We start from the raw sequence: 18,140 nt of genomic DNA, 5'->3' as shown, positions 1-18,140 counted from the left end.
CGTATCGAGCGTGAGCAACCGGCCACCACCGACGAAAAGCGGCAGCAGGCCACCGGTTGGCGGCCGGTGCGGGCCGGGCAGGCAGAATCGTCGGGTGCCCGTCCACGAGATCACCGACCCCGACGACCAGCGGATCGCCGACTACCGCGCGCTGACCGACGTCGAGCTGCGTACCCGCTGGGAGCCCCCGCACGGCCTGTTCATCGCCGAGGGGGAGCTGGTGCTGCGGCGGGCGCTGCGGGCCGGCTACCCAGCCCGGTCGTACCTGGTCGACGCGAAGCGGGTGGACCAGCTCGCCGACCTGGACACCGGGGACGCGCCGGTCTACGCGGCCAGCCAGCAGGTGCTGCAACGGGCCACCGGCTTCCACGTGCACCGGGGGGTGCTCGGCTCGTTCCACCGCACCCCGCTGCCCACCGCCGCCGAGGTGCTCGCCGCGGCCGGCCGGGTGGTGATCCTGGAGGACGTCAACAACCACACCAACCTCGGCGCGATCTTCCGGGCCGTGGCCGGGCTGGGCGTGGACGCGGTGCTGCTCTCGCCGACCTGCGCCGACCCGCTCTACCGGCGCAGCGTACGGGTCAGCATGGGCGAGGTCTTCGCCATCCCGTACGCGAAGCTGGAGCCCTGGCCGGACGCGCTCGGGCAGGTCCGCACGGCCGGTTTCACCGTGCTGGCGATGACCCCCGCCCCGGACGCGGTGCCCATCCAGCGGCTCACCGCCGACCAGCGGGCCCGGGCCGCGCTGCTGATGGGCGCGGAGGGGGCCGGCCTGACCGGGGCGGCGATGGACGCCAGCGACGTACGGGTGGTGATCCCGATGCGGCGCGGCGTCGACTCGCTCAACGTCGCCGCCGCCACCGCGGTGGCCTGCTGGGAGTTGGGGCGCGACGATCCGCTCTGACCGCGCCGCCGTTTCCGGCGGGCGTCACGGACGGTAGCGTGTCGCCCGTGTTCCCTACCGTCCGTGAGGTGCTCGCGCTCGATCCGGTCCGGCACGGCGCCCCGCGCCTGGTGGCCGGCGAGGGCGGGCTGGACGGGCCTGTCCGGTGGGTGCACGTGGCCGAGGTGCCGGACATCGCCACCCTGCTCGGCGGCGGGGAGCTGGTGCTCACCACCGGTATCGGGCTGCCCGCCGACGACGCCGGGCTGCGCGCGTTCATCGGCGACCTGGCCGACGTCGGCGTCTCCGGCCTGGTGGTCGAGCTGGGCCGCCGGTACGTCAGCGGGGTGCCCCGGGTGATGGCCGCCGCCGCCGAGCGGCGCGGGCTGCCGCTGGTCGAGCTGCGCCGGGCCACCCCGTTCGTGCGGATCACCGAGGCGGTGCACGCGCTGATCGTGGACGCCCAGCTCACCGAGCTGCGGGCGACCGAGGAGATCCACCAGCGGTTCACCGAGCTGTCGGTGGAGGGGGCCGGGCCGGCCGAGGTGATCCGGCAGGCCGCCGAGCTGTCCGGGTGCCCGGTGGTGCTGGAGAACCTGTCCCGGCAGGTGCTTGCGTACGACCCGGCGGGGGAGAACGCGGAGCTGCTGCTGGACGGGTGGGAGCTGCACTCCCGGCGGGTCCGGCCGGCGGGCCGCACCGCGTACCACGCGGACAGCGGGTGGCTGGTGACCACCGTCGGGGCCCGGGGCGAGGACTGGGGGCGGCTGCTGCTGCGCTGGCCGGGCGGGGGTGACCTGGCCGGTGCCGGCCCGGGCGCGCGGGCGGCGGGGGAGCCGCCGACCCGGCTGACCATCCTGGTGGAGCGGGCCGCCTCGACGCTGGCGCTGGGCCGGCTGATCCGCCGGGACGTCGAGGGGCTGGAGCGGCAGATCCACCGCACCCTGCTCACCGCGCTGCTGGACCACTCCCGGCCGGTGGACGAGGTGGCGCTGCGGGCCAAGGCGCTCGGGGTGACCCTGGAGCGGCGGCATCTGGTCGGCGTGGTGGTCCGGCACCGCGCCGACGAACCCGAGGACGCCCCGACCGGGGAGAGCGGCCTGCCGGCGGAGACCCCGGCGGCCGGCCCGGCCCGGCTACGGGATCTCGCCGAGGCGGTCGGCCAGGCGTTGCGCGAGGCCAAGCTCACCGCGTTGACCAGCGCGGTCGACGACCAGGCGGTGGGCGCGCTGGTCGCCCTGCCCGACCCGGCCGCCGAGGAGCGGGCGTTGCTGGCGTTCGCCACCGCCCTGCGCCGGCTGCGCGGCGAGGCTGCCGCCGGGCGGGCCGGCTCGGTGATCGTCGCCGCCGGTGCCGGGGTCGGCAGTCTGCGGGAGGCCGGCCGGTCCCTGGTCGAGGCGCGGCAGATCGCCGACGCGGCCCGGCGGGACCGGCGGGACCTGCCGATCGTCCGGCTGCCGCAGGTGGGGCTCACCGGGCTGCTGCACCTGCTGCGCGACGAGCCACGGGTGCAGACCTTCGTCGAGCGGGAGCTCGGCGCGCTGCTGGCGCACGACGCCCAGCATCCCCGGGAGCAGTTGCTGGGCACCCTGCGGGCGTATCTCGACCAGGGCCGCAACAAGTCCGCGGCGGCCGGCGCGGCGCACCTGTCCCGGCCCGCGTTCTACGAGCGGCTGGCCCGCATCGCCCGGATCCTCGACGCCGACCTCGACTCGGTGGAGACCTGCCTCTCCCTCCACGTAGCCCTGCTGGCCCTGGACGCCATCCGCACCCCCTGACCCCGCCCCGCCCACGCGCGTCCCCGCCGCGTCCCCCCGCGCGTTGATCATGGAGTTAGCGGCGTCGAAACGGGCATTTCCCGCCGCTAACTCCATGATCAACGGATCAGGCGGGGGCGGGTCTCGCAGGGCGGGGTGGGTCAGGTGAGGGATTCGAGGGTTTTGGCGTAGGCCGGGGGGATGTGGTTGGGGCCGCCGGGGGTGAAGACGTCGGAGGTGGCCGCCGTGGACCAGGCGGTTTCCGGTACGGCGGCGGCGAGGGCGCGGACCACCGGGGCGTCGCGCCACTCGGGCTGCTCGGCGAGGAGGCTCAGCGCCACCACCGACTCCTCGACCTCGCCGACGCACTCGAACGGCTTGTGCCCGTCCACGCCGAGCAGCTCCCGGTAGCCGGGGAGTTGGGTCTCGTCGGCCAGCAGGTCACCGCCGAAGATGCCGACCACCCGCTCCCGGGGCATGAACGGCGCCATGGCCAGGAAGACGAACCGGCACTTCGGGCAGTTCCGGCACCAGCGCTCGCTCGGGTCACGCAGCTTGAACGCGGCGTTGCAGCTGGTCACCACGGCGTCGTAGCGGTCGATGGCGGCGAAGAGCCGGGCGATGTGCAGCTCCGACAGCGAGCGCAGCAGGGAGAAGTACGGTTCGGTGAGCCCGGCGTGCTCGGCCAGCGCCGCCCGCAGCAGGCCCTCCGCCTCGACGCCCTTGGACCACTGGTGGTTGATCTCGTGGCCGTCCCAGACCAGGTTCGGGTCCGACGCCGAGCGCTCGTTGGACATCACCACCGGGCCGAGCCCGTGCAGCACCGCGGTGGCGACCGCGATCAGCGAGTTGATCGCGGTGACCGGGATGTGCCCGTTCCGCGCGCCGGCCGCGTTCAGGTCGAACAGCACCGGGTCGATCCGCCGGCGGGCGGCCAGCGCGGGCAGCCCGGACGCCTCGTTGACCGAGACGATCACGTGGTTCGGGTTGACCGAGAAGGGCACCGGGTCGAAGCCGGCCCGGCGCAGCGCCTCCAGGGTGACGATCGAGTCCTTGCCACCGCCGACGGCCGACAGCGGGCGCCGGTCCGAGTTGTCCAGCGGCGCGGCCGGCGCCACCGAGCCGGTGGGGACCTCGGGGCGCAGCTGGAGCACGTGCGGCAGCTGGTTGCGGTAGGCGTACTCGGCGAGGCCCTTGGTGTAGACGGCCGTGACCAGCTCGACGGCGGCCGCGTTCAGCGGCGTCGGCAGCACCAGCCGGCGCGGCGCGGCGGCCTTGTAGTAGCTCACCCCGGCGACCACGTGCAGCAGTTCCAGCACCCGTTCCAGGGCGGCCACCGTCTCGTCCGAGGGCGGCTCGGCCGGCAACGGCAGCGTGATCACCTCGGTGAACCGCTGCTCGCCGTCGGGGCCGGTCAGGGCGTAGTCGAACAAGGCCTCGCCGGTGGCGAGATCGATGGAGAAGGACGGGAAGGTGAAGGCGTCCATCCGCCGGAGCTGCTCGTTGGGCACACGCCATACTAGGCCCTGGTTCGTCCGCCGTGCCCGAGTGCGCCGGACCTGGCCGCCCGCGACCGCCGCCGACCGGAGGAGTTACCTGTGCGCTTGTCTGACCTGCGCGGACGGAAAGTCGCCGTCTGGGGCGCCGGCCGGGAGGGCCGGGCCGCCGTGACCGCCGTCGCCGGGTACGGGCCGGCCGAGCTGGTCGCCGTCGACGACAGCGCGAACTTCCTCGCCCTGCCCTGGGAGGGGCCGCTCGCCGGGGCCGCCCCGCTGATCACCGGCGAGGAGGGCTTCGCCCGGCTGGCCGCCGCCGACGTGGTGGTCCGTTCCCCGGGCGTGCCGAGCACCCACCCGTGGATGGTCGAGCTGCGCCGCCGGGGGGTGACGGTCACCCAGGGCAGCGCGCTCTGGATGGCCGAGCACGCCGACCGGACCGTCGGGGTCACCGGCAGCAAGGGCAAAAGCACCACCTCCAGCCTGATCAGCCACCTGCTCACCGCGATGGACCGGCCGAACGTCTTCGGCGGCAACATCGGGGTGCCGCTGCTGGACCTGCCGGAGGCCGACCTGTACGTGCTGGAGCTGTCCAGCTACCAGTGCGCCGACCTGACCGACTCGCCCCGGGTGGCGGTGGTCACCGCGCTCTTCCCCGAGCACCTGGACGCGCACGGCGGCGAGCGGGAGTACTACCGGGACAAGCTCAACCTGCTGGCCCACGGCCCGCAGACCGTGGTGGTCAACGGGGCGGACCCGCGGCTCGCCGCCGAGCTGGGCGACCGCCCGGCGGTCCGCGCCGGCTCCCCGGACACCACCCACGTCGCCACCGGCCCGGACGGCACGCCCTGGTTCCACCTCGGCGACCAGCCGCTCTTCCCCCGGGCGGTGCTGCCGCTGGTCGGCCGGCACAACGAGGGCAACCTCTGCGTCGCGCTCGCCGTGCTGGCCGCGCTCGGGGTGGACGTGATCGCCCGCAAGGACAGCCTGGCGGTGGCCGTCGCCGAGTTCCAGGGCCTGGCCCACCGGCTCACCGAGATCGCCGACCCGTCCGGGCTGACCTTCGTCGACGACACCCTCGCCACCAGCCCGTACGCGGCGATGCACGCGATCGACGCGTACGAGGGGCGGCCGTTGACGGTGATCGTCGGCGGCACCGACCGGGGGCTGGACTACAGCCCGCTGCGCGCGCACCTGGCCGACCGGGAGATCACCGTGCTCGGCATCCCGGACAGCGGCTCGCGCATCGTCGAGGCCCTCGCCGGGCTGTCCGGGGTGCGTACCGAGGTGGTCGGCGACCTGGTGGCGGCGGTACGCCGGGCCCGCGAGCTGACCCCGGTCGGCGGGGTGGTGCTGCTCTCCCCGGCCGCCCCCAGCTACGGCCGGTTCCGCAACTTCGAGCACCGCTCGGAGGTGTTCGCCAAGGCGGTCGCGGAGACCGCCGGCTGAGCCCGGCGGCGACGCGAGGTGCCGTGGGCAGGGCGGGTTCAGGGTAATCTCTGCCCACCCGGCTCACTCCTGATTGGAGCGACGATGCCCGCACGGCGGCGTACCGTCCTCGCGGCCCTCGCCTCGGCGGCGGTCGGCACCCCCGCGCTGTTGGCCGCCGCGCCGCCGGCCCCGGCCCGCGCGGCCGGTGACCTGTACGGCTCGAACACCGCCCTCTACGCCGACCCGGGGCTGGTCGAGGGAACCGACTACGCCCGGCGGTACCGCCGCCAGCCCGCCTTCGACAACGACCTCATCACGAACGCGCCCTACCCCCAGGTGGCGGTCGTCGCGCCGCACGGCGGCGGCATCGAGGTCGGCACGTCGGAGCTCTGCCTCGCCGTCGCCGGCTACCACCCGGCCACCCTGGCGACCGCCACCGACGGCGCCGGCCTGCACGACTACTGGATGTTCGAGGGGCTGCGGGCCAGCGGCAACGGCGCCCTGCACGTCACCTCGACCAACTGCGACGACCCGTACGCCCTGTCGATCTGCGGCGGCGCCCGGCACGCGGTCGCCCTGCACGGCTGCACCGAGGCCGACGCCGGGGTGCCGGTCGGGACGCGCGCGGTCCTGGTCGGCGGCCTCGACGCCACCCTGCGCGACCTGCTCCGTCAGGAGTACGCGCGGGTCAACATCACCCTCGCCGGGGGCGGTGGCGCCGACATCGACGGCACCGACGCGCGCAACATCTGCAACCGGACGGTTACCCGAGCGGGCGGCCAACTGGAGTTGACCACCGCGCTGCGCACCGCGATGTTCGGCACCAACACCCGGGCCGAGCGGAAGAACACCACGCTGCCGCTGTTCTGGGATTTCGTGCGGGCGACCCGGACGGCGATCGCCCGCCGCGTCGGCTGACCGGTACGGCACACCGGGGCCGGCGGCGGGCACCCGCCACCGGCCCCGGCGGGTGACTACCGGTAGCTCCAGACCACCGGCCGGGCCTTGTAGATCGCCGCGCCGGCCAGATAGCGGTTGCCGACGTACGAGCCGTTGAGCCGGTACAGCCAGACGTTGCCGTTGCCGTACGTGCCGTCGCCGTTCGCGCCGCCGACCTTGGTGGTGAAGACCAGCCCGCCGGAGTGGTTACCGACGCTCTTGATCTTGCTGGTGTCGATGTATCCGGGGGCCCGCTGGAACCGGTTGCGGTTGATGTCGTACCGGTAGACGTGGCTGGTGTTGCTCATCCACAGGCCGGCCGAGGTGCCGTACACCGGCGCCAGGTCGTGCACGTTCCCGGTGACCGACCGGCAGGCGGCGTTGGTGAGCTTGGGGGCGGTGGCGGTGCCGCCCACCTGGTAGCTGCACAACCGGGTGCCGCCGGCGGCCCAGAGACGCTTGATGGCGCTGTCCCAGTAGACGGCGTGCGCCTTGGCGAACGCCTTCGTGGCGGCCGGGCTGGTGCGGCCCTTGCCGTAGAGGGTGAGCTTGCCGGGGTCGGACGAGGCGACCACCACGGCCCCGTTGGGCAGCAGCTCGATGGCGTGCGGGTTGCCGCCCGGCGCCACCTGGTACCGCACCTTGCGGGTGCTGTAGTCGACGATTCCGGCCCGGCCACCGGAGGCCGCCACCAGGACCACGTACCGCGAGCCCTGCTTGCGGAACTTGACGTCGGAGACGTTCTTCCAGCCGCTGCCGGTGGGCCGCTTCCACGACCACTGGGCCGAACCGGCCGTCCACCGGCTGGCGCCGGCGCTGAAGATCCGCACCCCGTACCGCTGGTCGACCACGGCGACCCGGTCGCTGGCCGCCTGCGCGCCGGTGGGCGCGACCAGCACGCCCACCAGGCCCACCGTCGCCGCGCCGAGCGTGGCACCGAACGTGCGCCACCACCGTCGCGTCCTGTCTGTCGAGCGCATCATCGCCATGAAACCTCCCGTGTGGCGAGCCCCGTCGGGGCGCTGACGGGTGCGGCCCACGGAACGCTCAGGCCGCACCACGACTGACGGTGTCTGAACGTATGCGAATGGTAGTGGGGCGGCAATGATGGTGATGGATAGGCGACAGGGTGTTAAGAAGGGGCCCTTCCTCTACCGAATGCGTTAAGAAGGGCCCCCTCCTTCCACCAGGGCGCGGTGCAGCGCCCGCATGGAGCGGATCGCGGAGCGGATCTCCTGGAGGTAGCGGCCGGGGCTCAGCACCGGTTCCGGCAGCACGGCCACGTCGGGCAGCGCCGGGTCCACCCCCACCGTCTCGACCCCGCAGCCGTACGGCAGTGCGAGGGTGCGCAGCGCGTCGCAGTGCTGGAACGGCACGTAGATCGGGGCGGTCACCATCAGCACCGGGTCGCCGGGGGAGAGCCGGACGTGGCCGGCCCAAAACCGCTGCGTGTCCGCGGTGTGCGCCCGCCGGCGGTCCGGCTCGCTGGACGGGGCGGCGAGCACCCGGACCGGGGGCAGCCCGGCCGGCCGGTAGGTCCGCGAGGACCAGGAGTGGTGCGGGTGTCCGGCGTCGTGCCCGTCCTCGTCGGCCGGCGCCGGGGTGCCGAAGACCCGGCGCACCGCCAGGTCGAGGGCGTCGACCTCGGTGTCGCAGGGCGGCAGCCCGGCCGCGGCCAGGGTCCGCCGCTCCAGGTCGGACAGCGGCCGGAAGCTGCCCAGCAGGGCCGTCTCGCCGGTCACCGCCGGCCCGACCCGCAGCAGGTGACCGGCGTACGCGACGCGGCGCAGGCAGGCGTGCGCCAGCCCGCCGAGGATCACCAGGTGGGCGTACGCCGGGCGGGCCGGCGGGACCGGCCGGACCAGGCCGAGCGCGGCGGCGGCGTCGGACACCAGCCGCGCGGTCGCCGCGTCCAGGTCGGGCTCGGTGGCGTCGGGGCGTTCCCGGCCGCGACGGAAGTCCCAGTGCCGGGCGGAGAAGTCGTCCAGGGCGGCCAGGGTGGCGGTCAGCTCCCCGGCCGGCCACTCGCCGCCGAACCGGTCGACCAGGCCGCGCAGCGGCGCCGAGCCGATCCAGGCGGCGATGCCGGCCGCGATCTCGTCGGGTCCCGCCCCCGCCGCGCCCGTGGGCAGGGCCACCTCCGCGATGCGCACCCGCCGGATCGTACGCGCGGGGCGGCCCGCCGCCGGGAGCCGGTGTGGCGGTGTCACCCCGCCGGTACGAAAAGCGCGGCCGTTCGGCCTCCGCGCACCCGGAAAGCGCGGTCGGTCCGCCCCGGCGTGCGGGAAAGCGTGGCGTGCGGGTTGACGCGCTGTCAGGTGCGGCCGGTCGGTGCGCTACACAGTGACAGTTGTCCCTGCCAGGTGGTGGTGAAAGCGTGCGGGGAACGCGAATTTTGCCGCTGAAGGGTGCGAGATGACCTCCGACGACCTGCTGGCCCGGCACCGGGCCGTGCTCCCGTCCTGGATGCCGCTCTACTACGACGAGCCGATCGAGCTGGTCGCCGGCTCCGGCCGCCGGGTCACCGACGCCCAGGGCCGCAGCTACCTGGACTTCTTCGGCGGCGTGCTGACCAACATGATCGGCTACGACATCCCGGAGATCCGGGAGGCGGTCGAGCGCCAGTTGCGCACCGGCATCGTGCACAGCTCCACCCTCTATCTGATCCGCCAGCAGGTCGAGCTGGCCGAGAAGGTGGCCCGGCTCTCCGGCATCCCGGACGCCCGGGTCTTCTTCACCAACTCCGGCACCGAGGCGAACGAGGCCGCGTTGCTGGTGGCCACCAACTACCGCCGCTCGCACCAGATCCTCGCGGTGCGCAACAGCTACCACGGCCGGTCGTACGCGGCGATGGGCGTCACCGGCAACCGGGGCTGGTCGGCCAGCGCGCTCAACCCGCTCCAGGTGGCCTGGCTGCACTCCGGCGAGCGGGTCCGCGGCCTGCTGGCCCGCCTCGGCGAGGCCGACCGGATCGACGCGGCGGTGGAGGACCTGCGCGAGGTGCTCGCCACCCAGACCGCCGGCGACGTGGCCTGCCTGATCGCCGAGCCGATCCAGGGCGTCGGCGGTTTCGTCGCCCCGCCGGACGGGCTCTTCGCCGGCTGGAAGAAGGTCCTCGACGAGCACGGCATCCTGCTGGTCTCCGACGAGGTGCAGACCGGGTGGGGGCGCACCGGCGAGCACTTCTGGGGCTACCAGGCGCACGGCGTCACGCCGGACCTGCTCACCTTCGCCAAGGGCGTCGGCAACGGCTTCGCGCTGGCCGGCGTGGTGGGCCGGGCCGAGGTGCTGGAGTCGGTGCCGGCGATCAGCTTCTCCACCTTCGGCGGCAACCCGATCTCCACCGCCGCCGGCAACGCCGTCCTCGACTACCTGCGCGAGCACGACCTCCAGGCCAACGCGGCCCGGGTCGGCGCGATCCTCGCCGACGGCCTGCGCGCCGCCACGGCCGGCCTGGACCGGGTGGCCGAGGTGCGCGGCCGGGGGCTGATGCTCGCGGTGGAGTTCGTCCGCCCGGGCGGCACCGAACCCGACCCGGCGACCACCGCCCAGGTCTTCGAGGCGTGCCGGGCCGGCGGCCTGCTGGTCGGCAAGGGCGGCCTGTACGGCAACGTGATCCGGATGGGCCCGCCGCTGACGCTTACCGAGGACGAGGCCCGGGAGGGCCTGGCCATCCTGGTCGACGCGATCCGCTCGTCGGTGGAGGTGCCGGCGTGAGCGCGCGGGCCGGCGAAGGCGCGGTGGACAGCATCGGGCACTTCGTCGACGGCAAGCGGGTCGCCGGCTCCGCCGAGCGGTTCGGGGACGTCTTCGACCCGGCGACCGGTCGGCGTACCGGCCAGGTGGCGCTGGCCTCGGCGGCCGACGTCTCCCGGGCGGTGGAGGCCGCCGAGCGCGCCGCGCGGGCCTGGCGGGACGCCTCGCTGGCGAAGCGGACCCAGGTGCTGTTCGCCTTCCGGGAGCTGGTGCACGCTCGGCGGGACCGGCTCGCCGAGGTGATCACGGCCGAGCACGGCAAGGTGCTCGCGGACGCCGCCGGCGAGGTGCAGCGCGGCCTGGAGGTGATCGAGTACGCCTGCGGGATCCCCTCGGCGCTGCGCGGCGGGTTCAGCGAGAACGTCTCCACCGAGGTCGACTCGTATAGCCTGCGGCAGCCGCTGGGCGTGGTCGCGGTGATCTCGCCGTTCAACTTCCCGGTGATGGTGCCGCTGTGGTTCGTGCCGGTCGCGGTGGCCTGCGGCAACGCCGTGGTGCTCAAACCCAGCGAGAAGGACCCGAGCGCGGCGCTGCTGCTGGCCGAGTGGTTCGCCGAGGCGGGCCTGCCGGACGGCGTGCTGAACGTGGTCAACGGCGACAAGGAGGCCGTCGACGCGCTGCTGGACCACCCGGCGGTGCGGGCGGTGTCGTTCGTCGGCTCCACCCCGGTGGCCCGGTACGTGCACCAGCGCGGTTCGCTGGCCGGCAAGCGGGTGCAGGCGCTCGGCGGCGCGAAGAACCACATGGTGGTGCTCCCGGACGCGGACCTGGACCTGGCCGCCGACGCGGCGGTCAACGCCGGGTTCGGGTCGGCGGGGGAGCGGTGCATGGCGATCTCCGCGCTGGTGGCGGTGGAGCCGGTGGCCGACGACCTGGTCGCCCGGATCGCCACGCGGATGGCCGGGCTGCGCACCGGCGACGGCCGGCGCGGCTGCGACATGGGACCGCTGGTCACCGCCGCGCACGCGGCGAAGGTTCGCGGGTACGTCGAGGCGGGCGTGGCCGCCGGCGCGCGGCCGGTGGTGGACGGCCGCGACGTCGAGCCGGACGGGGACCCGGCCGGGTTCTGGCTCGGCCCGACGCTGTTCGACCACGTCACCCCGGACATGTCGATCTACACCGAGGAGATCTTCGGCCCGGTGCTGAGCGTCGTGCGGGTCGGCTCGTACGACGAGGCGGTCGAGCTGGTGAACGCCAACCCGTACGGCAACGGCACGGCGATCTTCACCAACGACGGCGGCGCCGCCCGGCGCTACCAGCACGAGGTGGAGGTGGGCATGGTCGGGATCAACGTGCCGATCCCGGTGCCGATGGCGTACTACTCGTTCGGCGGGTGGAAGGCGTCGCTCTTCGGTGACCTGCACGCGCACGGCGCCGACGGGGTGGCGTTCTACACCCGGGGCAAGGTGGTCACCAGCCGCTGGCTGGACCCGCGCCACGGCGGGGTCAACCTCGGCTTCCCCACCCAGACCTGAGCAGTCGCAGCAGTCCCGCCCCGGCCAGGTACGCCACCAGCGCCGGAGCGGGCAGCCCGAGCGGCTCGGCCACGCTCTTGCCGGTGAGGCTGTTGATCAGCAGCCCGGCGACCACGCCCGAATACCCGGCGACCGCGAGGACGGTCCGCCATGGCGTGGACGGGGCGTCCCGGGCTCGGCTGCGGCGGCTGCGCGCCTCGATCGGGCCGAAGACGGCGACCAGGACGGACAGCACCACGGCCAGGGCGAGCAGCCAGGGGATCCGCCACGCCCACCAGGCCGCGGTGCCGACGACCGGGGTGGGCAGCACGCCGAGGGCGTCGAGCAGCCCGATCAGCAGGATCGCGGCGGTGAGGTGCCAGAGGAAGACGGTCAGCACCACCGCGTTCACCGCGATCACCGCCTGCCACGGGCGGGCGCGGCGCAGCCACCGCTCGGCCGGCCCGCGCAGCAGCAGGACCAGCCCGAGCTGGGTGGTGGCCGCGGCGAGCAGCGCCAGGCTGGGCGGTGCGGCGTTGTCCAGCCGCTCGCCGGGCACGTTCAACATCACCACCGGGTACGGCCCGACGACGGTCAGCAGGACCAGCAGCGTCAGCCCGGCGGCCAGCAGCAGCGCGCCGGCCCGCCGGGTCAGCGGCAGCCGACGGCGGCGCGGGGTGCCCGGGTCACGGGCGTCGTACCAGGCGAAGCCGATCTGGTGCACGGCCAGCCAGCCGAACAGGTAGTTGCCGGTGGCCAGCGCCTCGGGGCCGAGCAGCCGGCCCAGGTCGCCGAGGGCGACCAGCCCGACCAGCACCGCCGGCACGGCCAGCCCGAAGCGGCGGTGCAGCGCGTACATCGGCGGGGTCAGCGGGACCACCACCAGGTAGGCGACCAGGAACCAGAGCGGGATGGTGGCGAACCACGCCACCGTACGGATCTGGCTGGGGTCGGCGTGCCGCAGCCAGGCCACGGTGGCGCCGACGGCGAGCACGACCAGCAGCGCGGTGGTGGGGCGGACCAGCCGGGCGCTGCGGTCGACCAGCCAGCCGGTGGGGTCCCCGCCGCGGTTGCGGTGGGCGGTCAGCGAGGCGGCGTTGGCGAAGCCGCCGACCAGGAAGAAGACCGGCATCACCTGGGCCACCCAGGTCAGCGGCCAGACCCACGGCAGGTCGCCCAGCGCGGAGTGCCCGCTGGGCCGACCGGCCCGGTCGTGGGTGATCACCGTGATGCCCCAGTGACCGAGGACGACCATGGTGATCGCCAGCGCCCGGAGCAGGTCGACGTAGCGCTCCCGGCCAGCCGGGGTGCGGTCGGCGAGCTGGCGCAGGCGGCGCATGAGCCCAGGCTATGGCAGCCGCGGCCGGCCGGTGCTGATAACGGTTCGGTCGTCGGGTCTTGTGGCGGGCACCCCACTGCCGTAGAAAATCTTCGGAAACCTTCGTTGCACTGAAGACAAGCATCAGGTGACCCCGAGGAGCTGTGATGAACAGGCGTGACATCCTCCGACGCACCGCCACCGCCGGGCTGCTGGCCACTCCCGCCGCCGGCCTGCTCGCCGGCTGCGCCACCGCCGGTGGCGGCGACAAGAAGGACGGCGACACCTACCAGGGCAAGAAGAGCGAGCAGAACCCGCTGGGCGTCAAGGAGGACGCCCCGCTCGAGGTGGTGATCTTCAACGGCGGCTTCGGCGAGGAGTACGCCAAGGCCCACGAGGCCATGTACCAGGAGAAGTACCCCAAGGCGGAGATCAAGCACTCGGCCACCCAGGAGATCAGCAAGACCCTCCAGCCGCGCTTCGTCGACGGCACCCCGCCGGACGTGGTGAACAACTCCGGCGCCGGGCAGATCGACTTCAACGGCCTGGTCTCCCAGAACGCCATCGCCGACCTGGGCGAGCTGCTCGCCGCGCCGAGCCTCGACATCCCGGGCAAGACGGTCAAGGACACCCTGCTGCCCGGCACCGTCGAGGTCGGCTCGTACGACGGCACGTTCCTGGTGATGAACTACACCTACACCGTCTACGGCATCTGGCACTCCACCAAGCTCTTCGCCGACCGCGGCTGGCAGTACGCGAAGACCTGGGACGACCACATCGCGCTCTGCAAGCAGATCAAGGCCGCCGGCATCGCCCCCTGGACGTACGCCGGCCTGCACCCGCGCTACATGAGCTGGCCGCTGATCTCCACCGCGATCAAGTTCGGCGGCCCCGAGGTCGCCCTGGCCATCGACAACCTGGAGCCGAACGCCTGGAAGTCCGACGCGATGAAGTCCGCCGCCGACGCCTGGCACCAGATCGTCAAGGACAAGTACATCCTGGACGGCTCGCCGGGCCTGGACCACAAGCAGTCGCAGACCGCGTGGTGCCAGGGCAAGGCCGCCTTCATCTCCTGCGGCTCCTGGCTGGAGAGCGAGCAGGCCGACGTCACCCCGGACGGCTTCAACATGACCGTGCAGCCCACCCCGAGCCTGGGCAGCGGCGACAAGCTGCCGTTCGAGGCGGTCCGCGGCACCGCCGGTGAGCCGTTCATGGTCCCGGCCAAGGCGAAGAACGTCGCCGGCGGGCTGGAGTTCTTCCGGACCATGCTCTCCCGCAAGGGCGCCCAGGACTTCACCAGGAAGGTCGCCAGCCTCACCGTGGTGCAGGGCGCGACCGAGGGCGTCGAGCTGCCGTACGGGCTGAACACCGTGGTCAAGGCCCTCGACGCGTCCGGCGCCAACGGTTTCAACTGGGTCTACAACAACTACTACCGCAAGCTGGAGCGCAACCTGGTCGACGCCGCCTGCGGCGAGTTCTTCAGCGGGCGGATCGGCCCGGCCGAGTTCCTCGACCAGTGCCAGCGGGGCGCCGACTCGATCGCCCAGGACAGCTCGGTCAAGAAGTACAAGCGGGCCGCGTGACGTACCCGGTGGGGGCGGGACGCGCCCGCTCCCACCGGCCGAACCAGGGAGGGTCGCGCAGGTGCGACAGGGCCGACTACCGCTGATCATCAGCTTCCTGCTGCCGCCGCTGGTGCTGTACGGCGTCTTCGTGCTCTCGCCGTACCTCCAGGCCTTTCAGATCTCCACCACCGACTGGCTGGGCTACTCGGCGCAGGCCGACCCGGTCGGCCTGGCCAACTTCCGCACCCTGCTGCACGACGGGTACGTCTGGAACGCGTTGCAGAACAACGCGATCCTGCTGGCCGTGGTGCCGGTGCTGACCATCGCCCTCGGCCTCTTCTTCGCCACCATGCTCGCCATGGGCGGCCGGAAGGGGCGGGCCGGGGTGCACGGGGTGCGCGGGACGGCCGTCTACCGGCTGGTCTACTTCTTCCCGCAGGTGCTCTCGGTGGTGATCATCGCGCTGCTCTGGAAGGAGCTCTACAACCCGCGCAGCGGCCTGCTCAACGGCGCCCTCGGCGCGCTCGGCCTGCCCACCCCGGCCTGGCTCGGTGACCCCCGGTTCGCCTTCTGGTGCGTGCTGGCGGTGATGGTCTGGAGCAACGTCGGCTTCTACGTGGTGCTCTTCGGCGCCGCCATGCAGGCCATCCCGCGCGACATCTACGAGGCGGTGCTGCTCGACGGCGCCTCCCGCACGGTGATGCTGCGCAAGATCACCATTCCGCTGCTCTGGGACACCGTGCAGGTCGCCTGGATCTACCTGGCCATCGCCGCGCTGGACGGGTTCATCCTGGTGCAGCTGATGACCAACGGCGGCCCGAACTTCTCCTCGGACGTCATCGGCAACCGGATGTACGACACCGCGTTCGGCAGCGAGACCAAGTTCGGGTACGCCTCGGCGATCGGCGTGGTGATGTTCTTCCTGACCCTCTCGGTGGCGGTGCTGGCGCTGCGGGCCGCCCGGCGCGATCGGATCGAGTACTCGTGACCAGTGTGGACTCCGGCACCCGGCCGTCCCCGGTGACCGCCTCGGGGCGTACGGCGGACCGGCCGTTGCGCCGCGAGCTGGGCGTGGCGAACGCCTTCTCGCACACCTTCCTGCTGCTCTGGGCGGCGATGACGGTGCTGCCGCTGATCTGGATGGTGGTCAGCTCGCTGAAGACCAACGGCGAGATCCTGGCCGACCCGTGGGCGCTGCCCGAGGCGCTGCGGCTGGACAACTGGACGCGCGCCTGGACGAAGGCGCACATCGGCCGGTATTTCGTCAACAGCGCGGTGGTGGTGGCCGGCTCGCTGACGCTGACCATGCTCTTCGGCGCGACCGCCGCGTACGTCTTCGCCCGGTACGAGTTCCGCTTCCGGCAGGTGGTCTACTACCTGTTCGTCGGCGGCATGATGTTCCCCGTCTTCCTCGCCCTGGTGCCGCTCTTCTTCGTGGTGCGCAACGCCGGGCTCTTCGGCACCTGGACCGGGCTGATCCTGGTCTACTCGGCGTACTCGCTGCCGTTCACGGTGTTCTTCCTGACCGCGTTCTTCCGGACCCTGCCCACCTCGGTGGCGGAGGCCGCGATGATCGACGGCTGCGGGCACTTCCGGCTGTTCTTCCGGGTGATGCTGCCGATGGCCCGACCCGGTCTGATCAGCGTCGGCATCTTCAACTTCCTCAGCCACTGGAACCAGTTCCTGCTGCCCCAGGTGCTGATGCAGGGCGACGAGTCGAAGTGGGTGCTCGCCCAGGGGTTGAACGCGCTCGCCGTCAACCAGGGGTACGCCGGCGACTACGCCCAGCTCTTCGCCGGGCTGACCATCGCGACCCTGCCGGTGCTGGTGGTCTACGTGACCTTCCAGCGACAGATCCAGGCCGGCCTTACCGCCGGCCAGCTCAAATGAGGCAGGGGCGCTTGACCGGTAGGAAATCTCCTACCTATTGTGGGTGGCATGACCGTCACCCACGTGAAGCTCGTCTCCGTGCCCGTCGCCGACCAGGACCGGGCCCGTGACTTCTACCTCGACGTCCTCGACTTCGACCTGATCTTCGACAACCCGATGGGGCCCGGGGGCCGCTGGGTCCAGGTCGCGCCGAAGGGCAGCGACACCGCGCTGACCCTGGTCACCTGGTTCCCCAGCATGCCGCCCGGCTCGCTCAAGGGGCTGGTGCTGGAGACCGACGACCTGGACGCCGACGTGGCCCGGCTGCGCGAGCGGGGCGTCGACTTCGCCGACGGCGGGATCCAGACCGCGCCCTGGGGCCGGTACGCCACCTTCGACGACCCGGACGGCAACGGCATCGTCCTCCAGTCCACCCGGGTCTGACGTGGACGTCTTCGCGGCGCTGGCCAGCCCCACCCGCCGGGAGGTGCTCCGGCTGCTGCGGGACCGCGGCGAGCAGCCGGTGCAGTCGCTCGCCGACCACTTCGACATGCGCCGGCCCAGCCTCTCCGAGCACCTGCGGGTGCTCAAGGACGCCGGTCTGGTCACCGAGCGGCCGGCCGGCCGGCAGCGGCTCTACGCGCTACGGCCGGAGCCGCTGCGCGAGCTGGCCGACTGGCTCACCCCGTACGAGCGGTTCTGGCGGGAGCGGATCGCCGGGCTGCGCGAGGTGCTGGACGGGCTGCCGGATGACTGAGCCCACCACCGCCGTCGAGGTCGACGGCTTCCTGCCGCACCCGCCGGCCAAGGTGTGGCGGGCGCTCACCGAGCCCGAACTGCTCAGCCGCTGGTTGATGCCGACCGACTTCGCGCCGGTGCTCGGCCACCGGTTCACCTTCCGCACCACGCCCCGCCCCGACCAGGGCTTCGACGGGGTGATCCACTGCGCGGTGCTGGAAATCGACCCGCCGCGCCGGCTGCGCTGGTCCTGGCGGGGCGGCCCGCTCGACACCGAGGTCACCTGGACCCTGGCGGCCGAGGGGCGCGGCACCCGGCTCTTCCTGGAACACTCCGGCTTCGACCCGGACGACCCGCTCCAGCAACGCACCGCCGCCCTGCTCGGCGGCGGCTGGCGTTCGCACGTCTGGCGTCGCCTGGCGGAGACCGTGCGGACGCTCGCCCCCTGACTCGCGGCGTCGAAATCGGCGGGCTCCGGCAAACGAGCGCCCCGCCCGCCCGTCGTGTCGGTTGGTTACGCCGACGTGCGGTGGGTTGGGCGGTTGTGTCGGCTGGTCGCGCCGAGTTGCGGTGGGTTGGGCGGTTGTGTCGGCTGGTCGCGCCGAGTTGCGGTGGGTTGGGCGGTTGTGTCGGCTGGTCGCGCCGACTTGCCGCGGGTCGGGCCGTCGTGTCCGCTGGTCACCTCGACTTGCCGGCGGGCGGCGGCGGGTCGGGGGCGAGGTCAGGGGGGCCGGTTCGCGCCCTACCAACTTGATGTCGTGAACGAATCACCGTAGCGGGCAAAGCGGGCAAATGGCCTGCCCTGGGTCGCTCCGTGATTCGTCTACGACATCAAGTTGGTAGGGCGCGAACCGGCCCCCGACTGCCTGGCTCCGGTCGATGAGCGCGCACGCCCCCGCTTCACCCGACACCGCAGGATGCCGCACATTGGTCC

At 73.1% G+C, this 18,140-nt stretch carries 16 protein-coding genes; 12 read left to right on the top strand and 4 right to left on the bottom strand.

Annotated features, from left to right (window positions below):
* Window positions 1–94 precede the first annotated feature (94 nt).
* Complete coding sequence (locus K7640_RS11785; RefSeq protein ID WP_308042525.1) at window positions 95–904, top strand: RNA methyltransferase; 810 nt, start codon at window positions 95–97, stop codon at window positions 902–904.
* Between the two features lie 38 nt (window positions 905–942).
* Window positions 943–2,661 carry a PucR family transcriptional regulator gene (locus K7640_RS11780; RefSeq protein ID WP_222954820.1) on the top strand — a complete coding sequence of 573 codons (1,719 nt, stop codon included), beginning with the start codon at window positions 943–945 and terminating at the stop codon, window positions 2,659–2,661.
* Between the two features lie 140 nt (window positions 2,662–2,801).
* Here K7640_RS11780 and K7640_RS11775 read toward each other — a convergent pair whose 3' ends face one another.
* Window positions 2,802–4,151: a hypothetical protein gene (locus K7640_RS11775; RefSeq protein WP_222954819.1), complete on the bottom strand. Its 1,350-nt coding sequence runs from the start codon at window positions 4,149–4,151 to the stop codon at window positions 2,802–2,804.
* A gap of 87 nt (window positions 4,152–4,238) precedes the next feature.
* Here K7640_RS11775 and murD point away from each other — a divergent pair, with 87 nt between their 5' ends.
* Window positions 4,239–5,585: a UDP-N-acetylmuramoyl-L-alanine--D-glutamate ligase gene (gene murD, locus K7640_RS11770; protein ID WP_222954818.1), complete on the top strand. Its 1,347-nt coding sequence runs from the start codon at window positions 4,239–4,241 to the stop codon at window positions 5,583–5,585.
* 84 nt (window positions 5,586–5,669) lie between these two features.
* Complete coding sequence (locus tag K7640_RS11765) at window positions 5,670–6,485, top strand: poly-gamma-glutamate hydrolase family protein (RefSeq protein ID WP_222954817.1); 816 nt, start codon at window positions 5,670–5,672, stop codon at window positions 6,483–6,485.
* Window positions 6,486–6,541: 56 nt separating this feature from the next.
* Here K7640_RS11765 and K7640_RS11760 read toward each other — a convergent pair whose 3' ends face one another.
* Together K7640_RS11760 and K7640_RS11755 are read right to left on the bottom strand one after the other, a co-directional pair.
* Complete coding sequence (locus tag K7640_RS11760; RefSeq protein WP_222954816.1) at window positions 6,542–7,489, bottom strand: DUF6528 family protein; 948 nt, start codon at window positions 7,487–7,489, stop codon at window positions 6,542–6,544.
* 180 nt (window positions 7,490–7,669) lie between these two features.
* Window positions 7,670–8,659, bottom strand: coding sequence for a hypothetical protein (locus K7640_RS11755; RefSeq protein ID WP_308042524.1), 990 nt, complete (start codon window positions 8,657–8,659; stop codon window positions 7,670–7,672).
* A gap of 262 nt (window positions 8,660–8,921) precedes the next feature.
* On the opposite strand from K7640_RS11755, the gene K7640_RS11750 reads away from it, so the two are divergent.
* Both K7640_RS11750 and K7640_RS11745 read left to right on the top strand, forming a co-directional pair.
* On the top strand, window positions 8,922–10,223 hold the full coding sequence (locus K7640_RS11750; protein ID WP_222954815.1) for an aspartate aminotransferase family protein: 1,302 nt from the start codon (window positions 8,922–8,924) through the stop codon (window positions 10,221–10,223).
* A 23-nt stretch (window positions 10,224–10,246) separates the two neighbouring features.
* Entirely contained in the window at window positions 10,247–11,737 is a 1,491-nt protein-coding gene (locus K7640_RS11745) for a CoA-acylating methylmalonate-semialdehyde dehydrogenase (RefSeq protein WP_222955102.1), read from the top strand.
* Here K7640_RS11745 and K7640_RS11740 read toward each other — a convergent pair.
* Entirely contained in the window at window positions 11,709–13,055 is a 1,347-nt protein-coding gene (locus K7640_RS11740; RefSeq protein WP_222954814.1) for an acyltransferase, read from the bottom strand. The genes K7640_RS11745 and K7640_RS11740 overlap by 29 nt on opposite strands.
* 146 nt (window positions 13,056–13,201) lie before the next feature.
* On the opposite strand from K7640_RS11740, the gene ngcE reads away from it, so the two are divergent.
* The 6 genes from ngcE to K7640_RS11710 all read left to right on the top strand — a co-directional run bounded on the left by ngcE (window position 13,202) and on the right by K7640_RS11710 (window position 17,655).
* Entirely contained in the window at window positions 13,202–14,617 is a 1,416-nt protein-coding gene (ngcE, locus tag K7640_RS11735) for an N-acetylglucosamine/diacetylchitobiose ABC transporter substrate-binding protein (RefSeq protein WP_222954813.1), read from the top strand.
* 61 nt (window positions 14,618–14,678) lie between these two features.
* Window positions 14,679–15,587, top strand: coding sequence for a carbohydrate ABC transporter permease (locus tag K7640_RS11730; RefSeq protein ID WP_222954812.1), 909 nt, complete (start codon window positions 14,679–14,681; stop codon window positions 15,585–15,587).
* Window positions 15,584–16,489 (top strand): carbohydrate ABC transporter permease, encoded by a 906-nt coding sequence (locus K7640_RS11725; RefSeq protein ID WP_374198082.1) that lies wholly within the window; start codon window positions 15,584–15,586, stop codon window positions 16,487–16,489. The genes K7640_RS11730 and K7640_RS11725 overlap by 4 nt, the downstream gene beginning before the upstream one ends.
* Before the next feature lie 48 nt (window positions 16,490–16,537).
* Window positions 16,538–16,912: a VOC family protein gene (locus K7640_RS11720; protein WP_222954811.1), complete on the top strand. Its 375-nt coding sequence runs from the start codon at window positions 16,538–16,540 to the stop codon at window positions 16,910–16,912.
* 1 nt (window position 16,913) lies between these two features.
* Window positions 16,914–17,225: a helix-turn-helix transcriptional regulator gene (locus K7640_RS11715; RefSeq protein ID WP_222954810.1), complete on the top strand. Its 312-nt coding sequence runs from the start codon at window positions 16,914–16,916 to the stop codon at window positions 17,223–17,225.
* On the top strand, window positions 17,218–17,655 hold the full coding sequence (locus tag K7640_RS11710; RefSeq protein WP_222954809.1) for an SRPBCC domain-containing protein: 438 nt from the start codon (window positions 17,218–17,220) through the stop codon (window positions 17,653–17,655). Before K7640_RS11715 ends, K7640_RS11710 begins: the two co-directional genes overlap by 8 nt.
* The last annotated feature ends 485 nt before the right edge of the window (window positions 17,656–18,140 follow it).

This window comes from Micromonospora sp. PLK6-60 (assembly GCF_019890675.1).
Classification (GTDB): Bacteria; Actinomycetota; Actinomycetes; order Mycobacteriales; family Micromonosporaceae; genus Micromonospora.
This window is presented reverse-complemented; position numbering and strand designations above follow the sequence as displayed.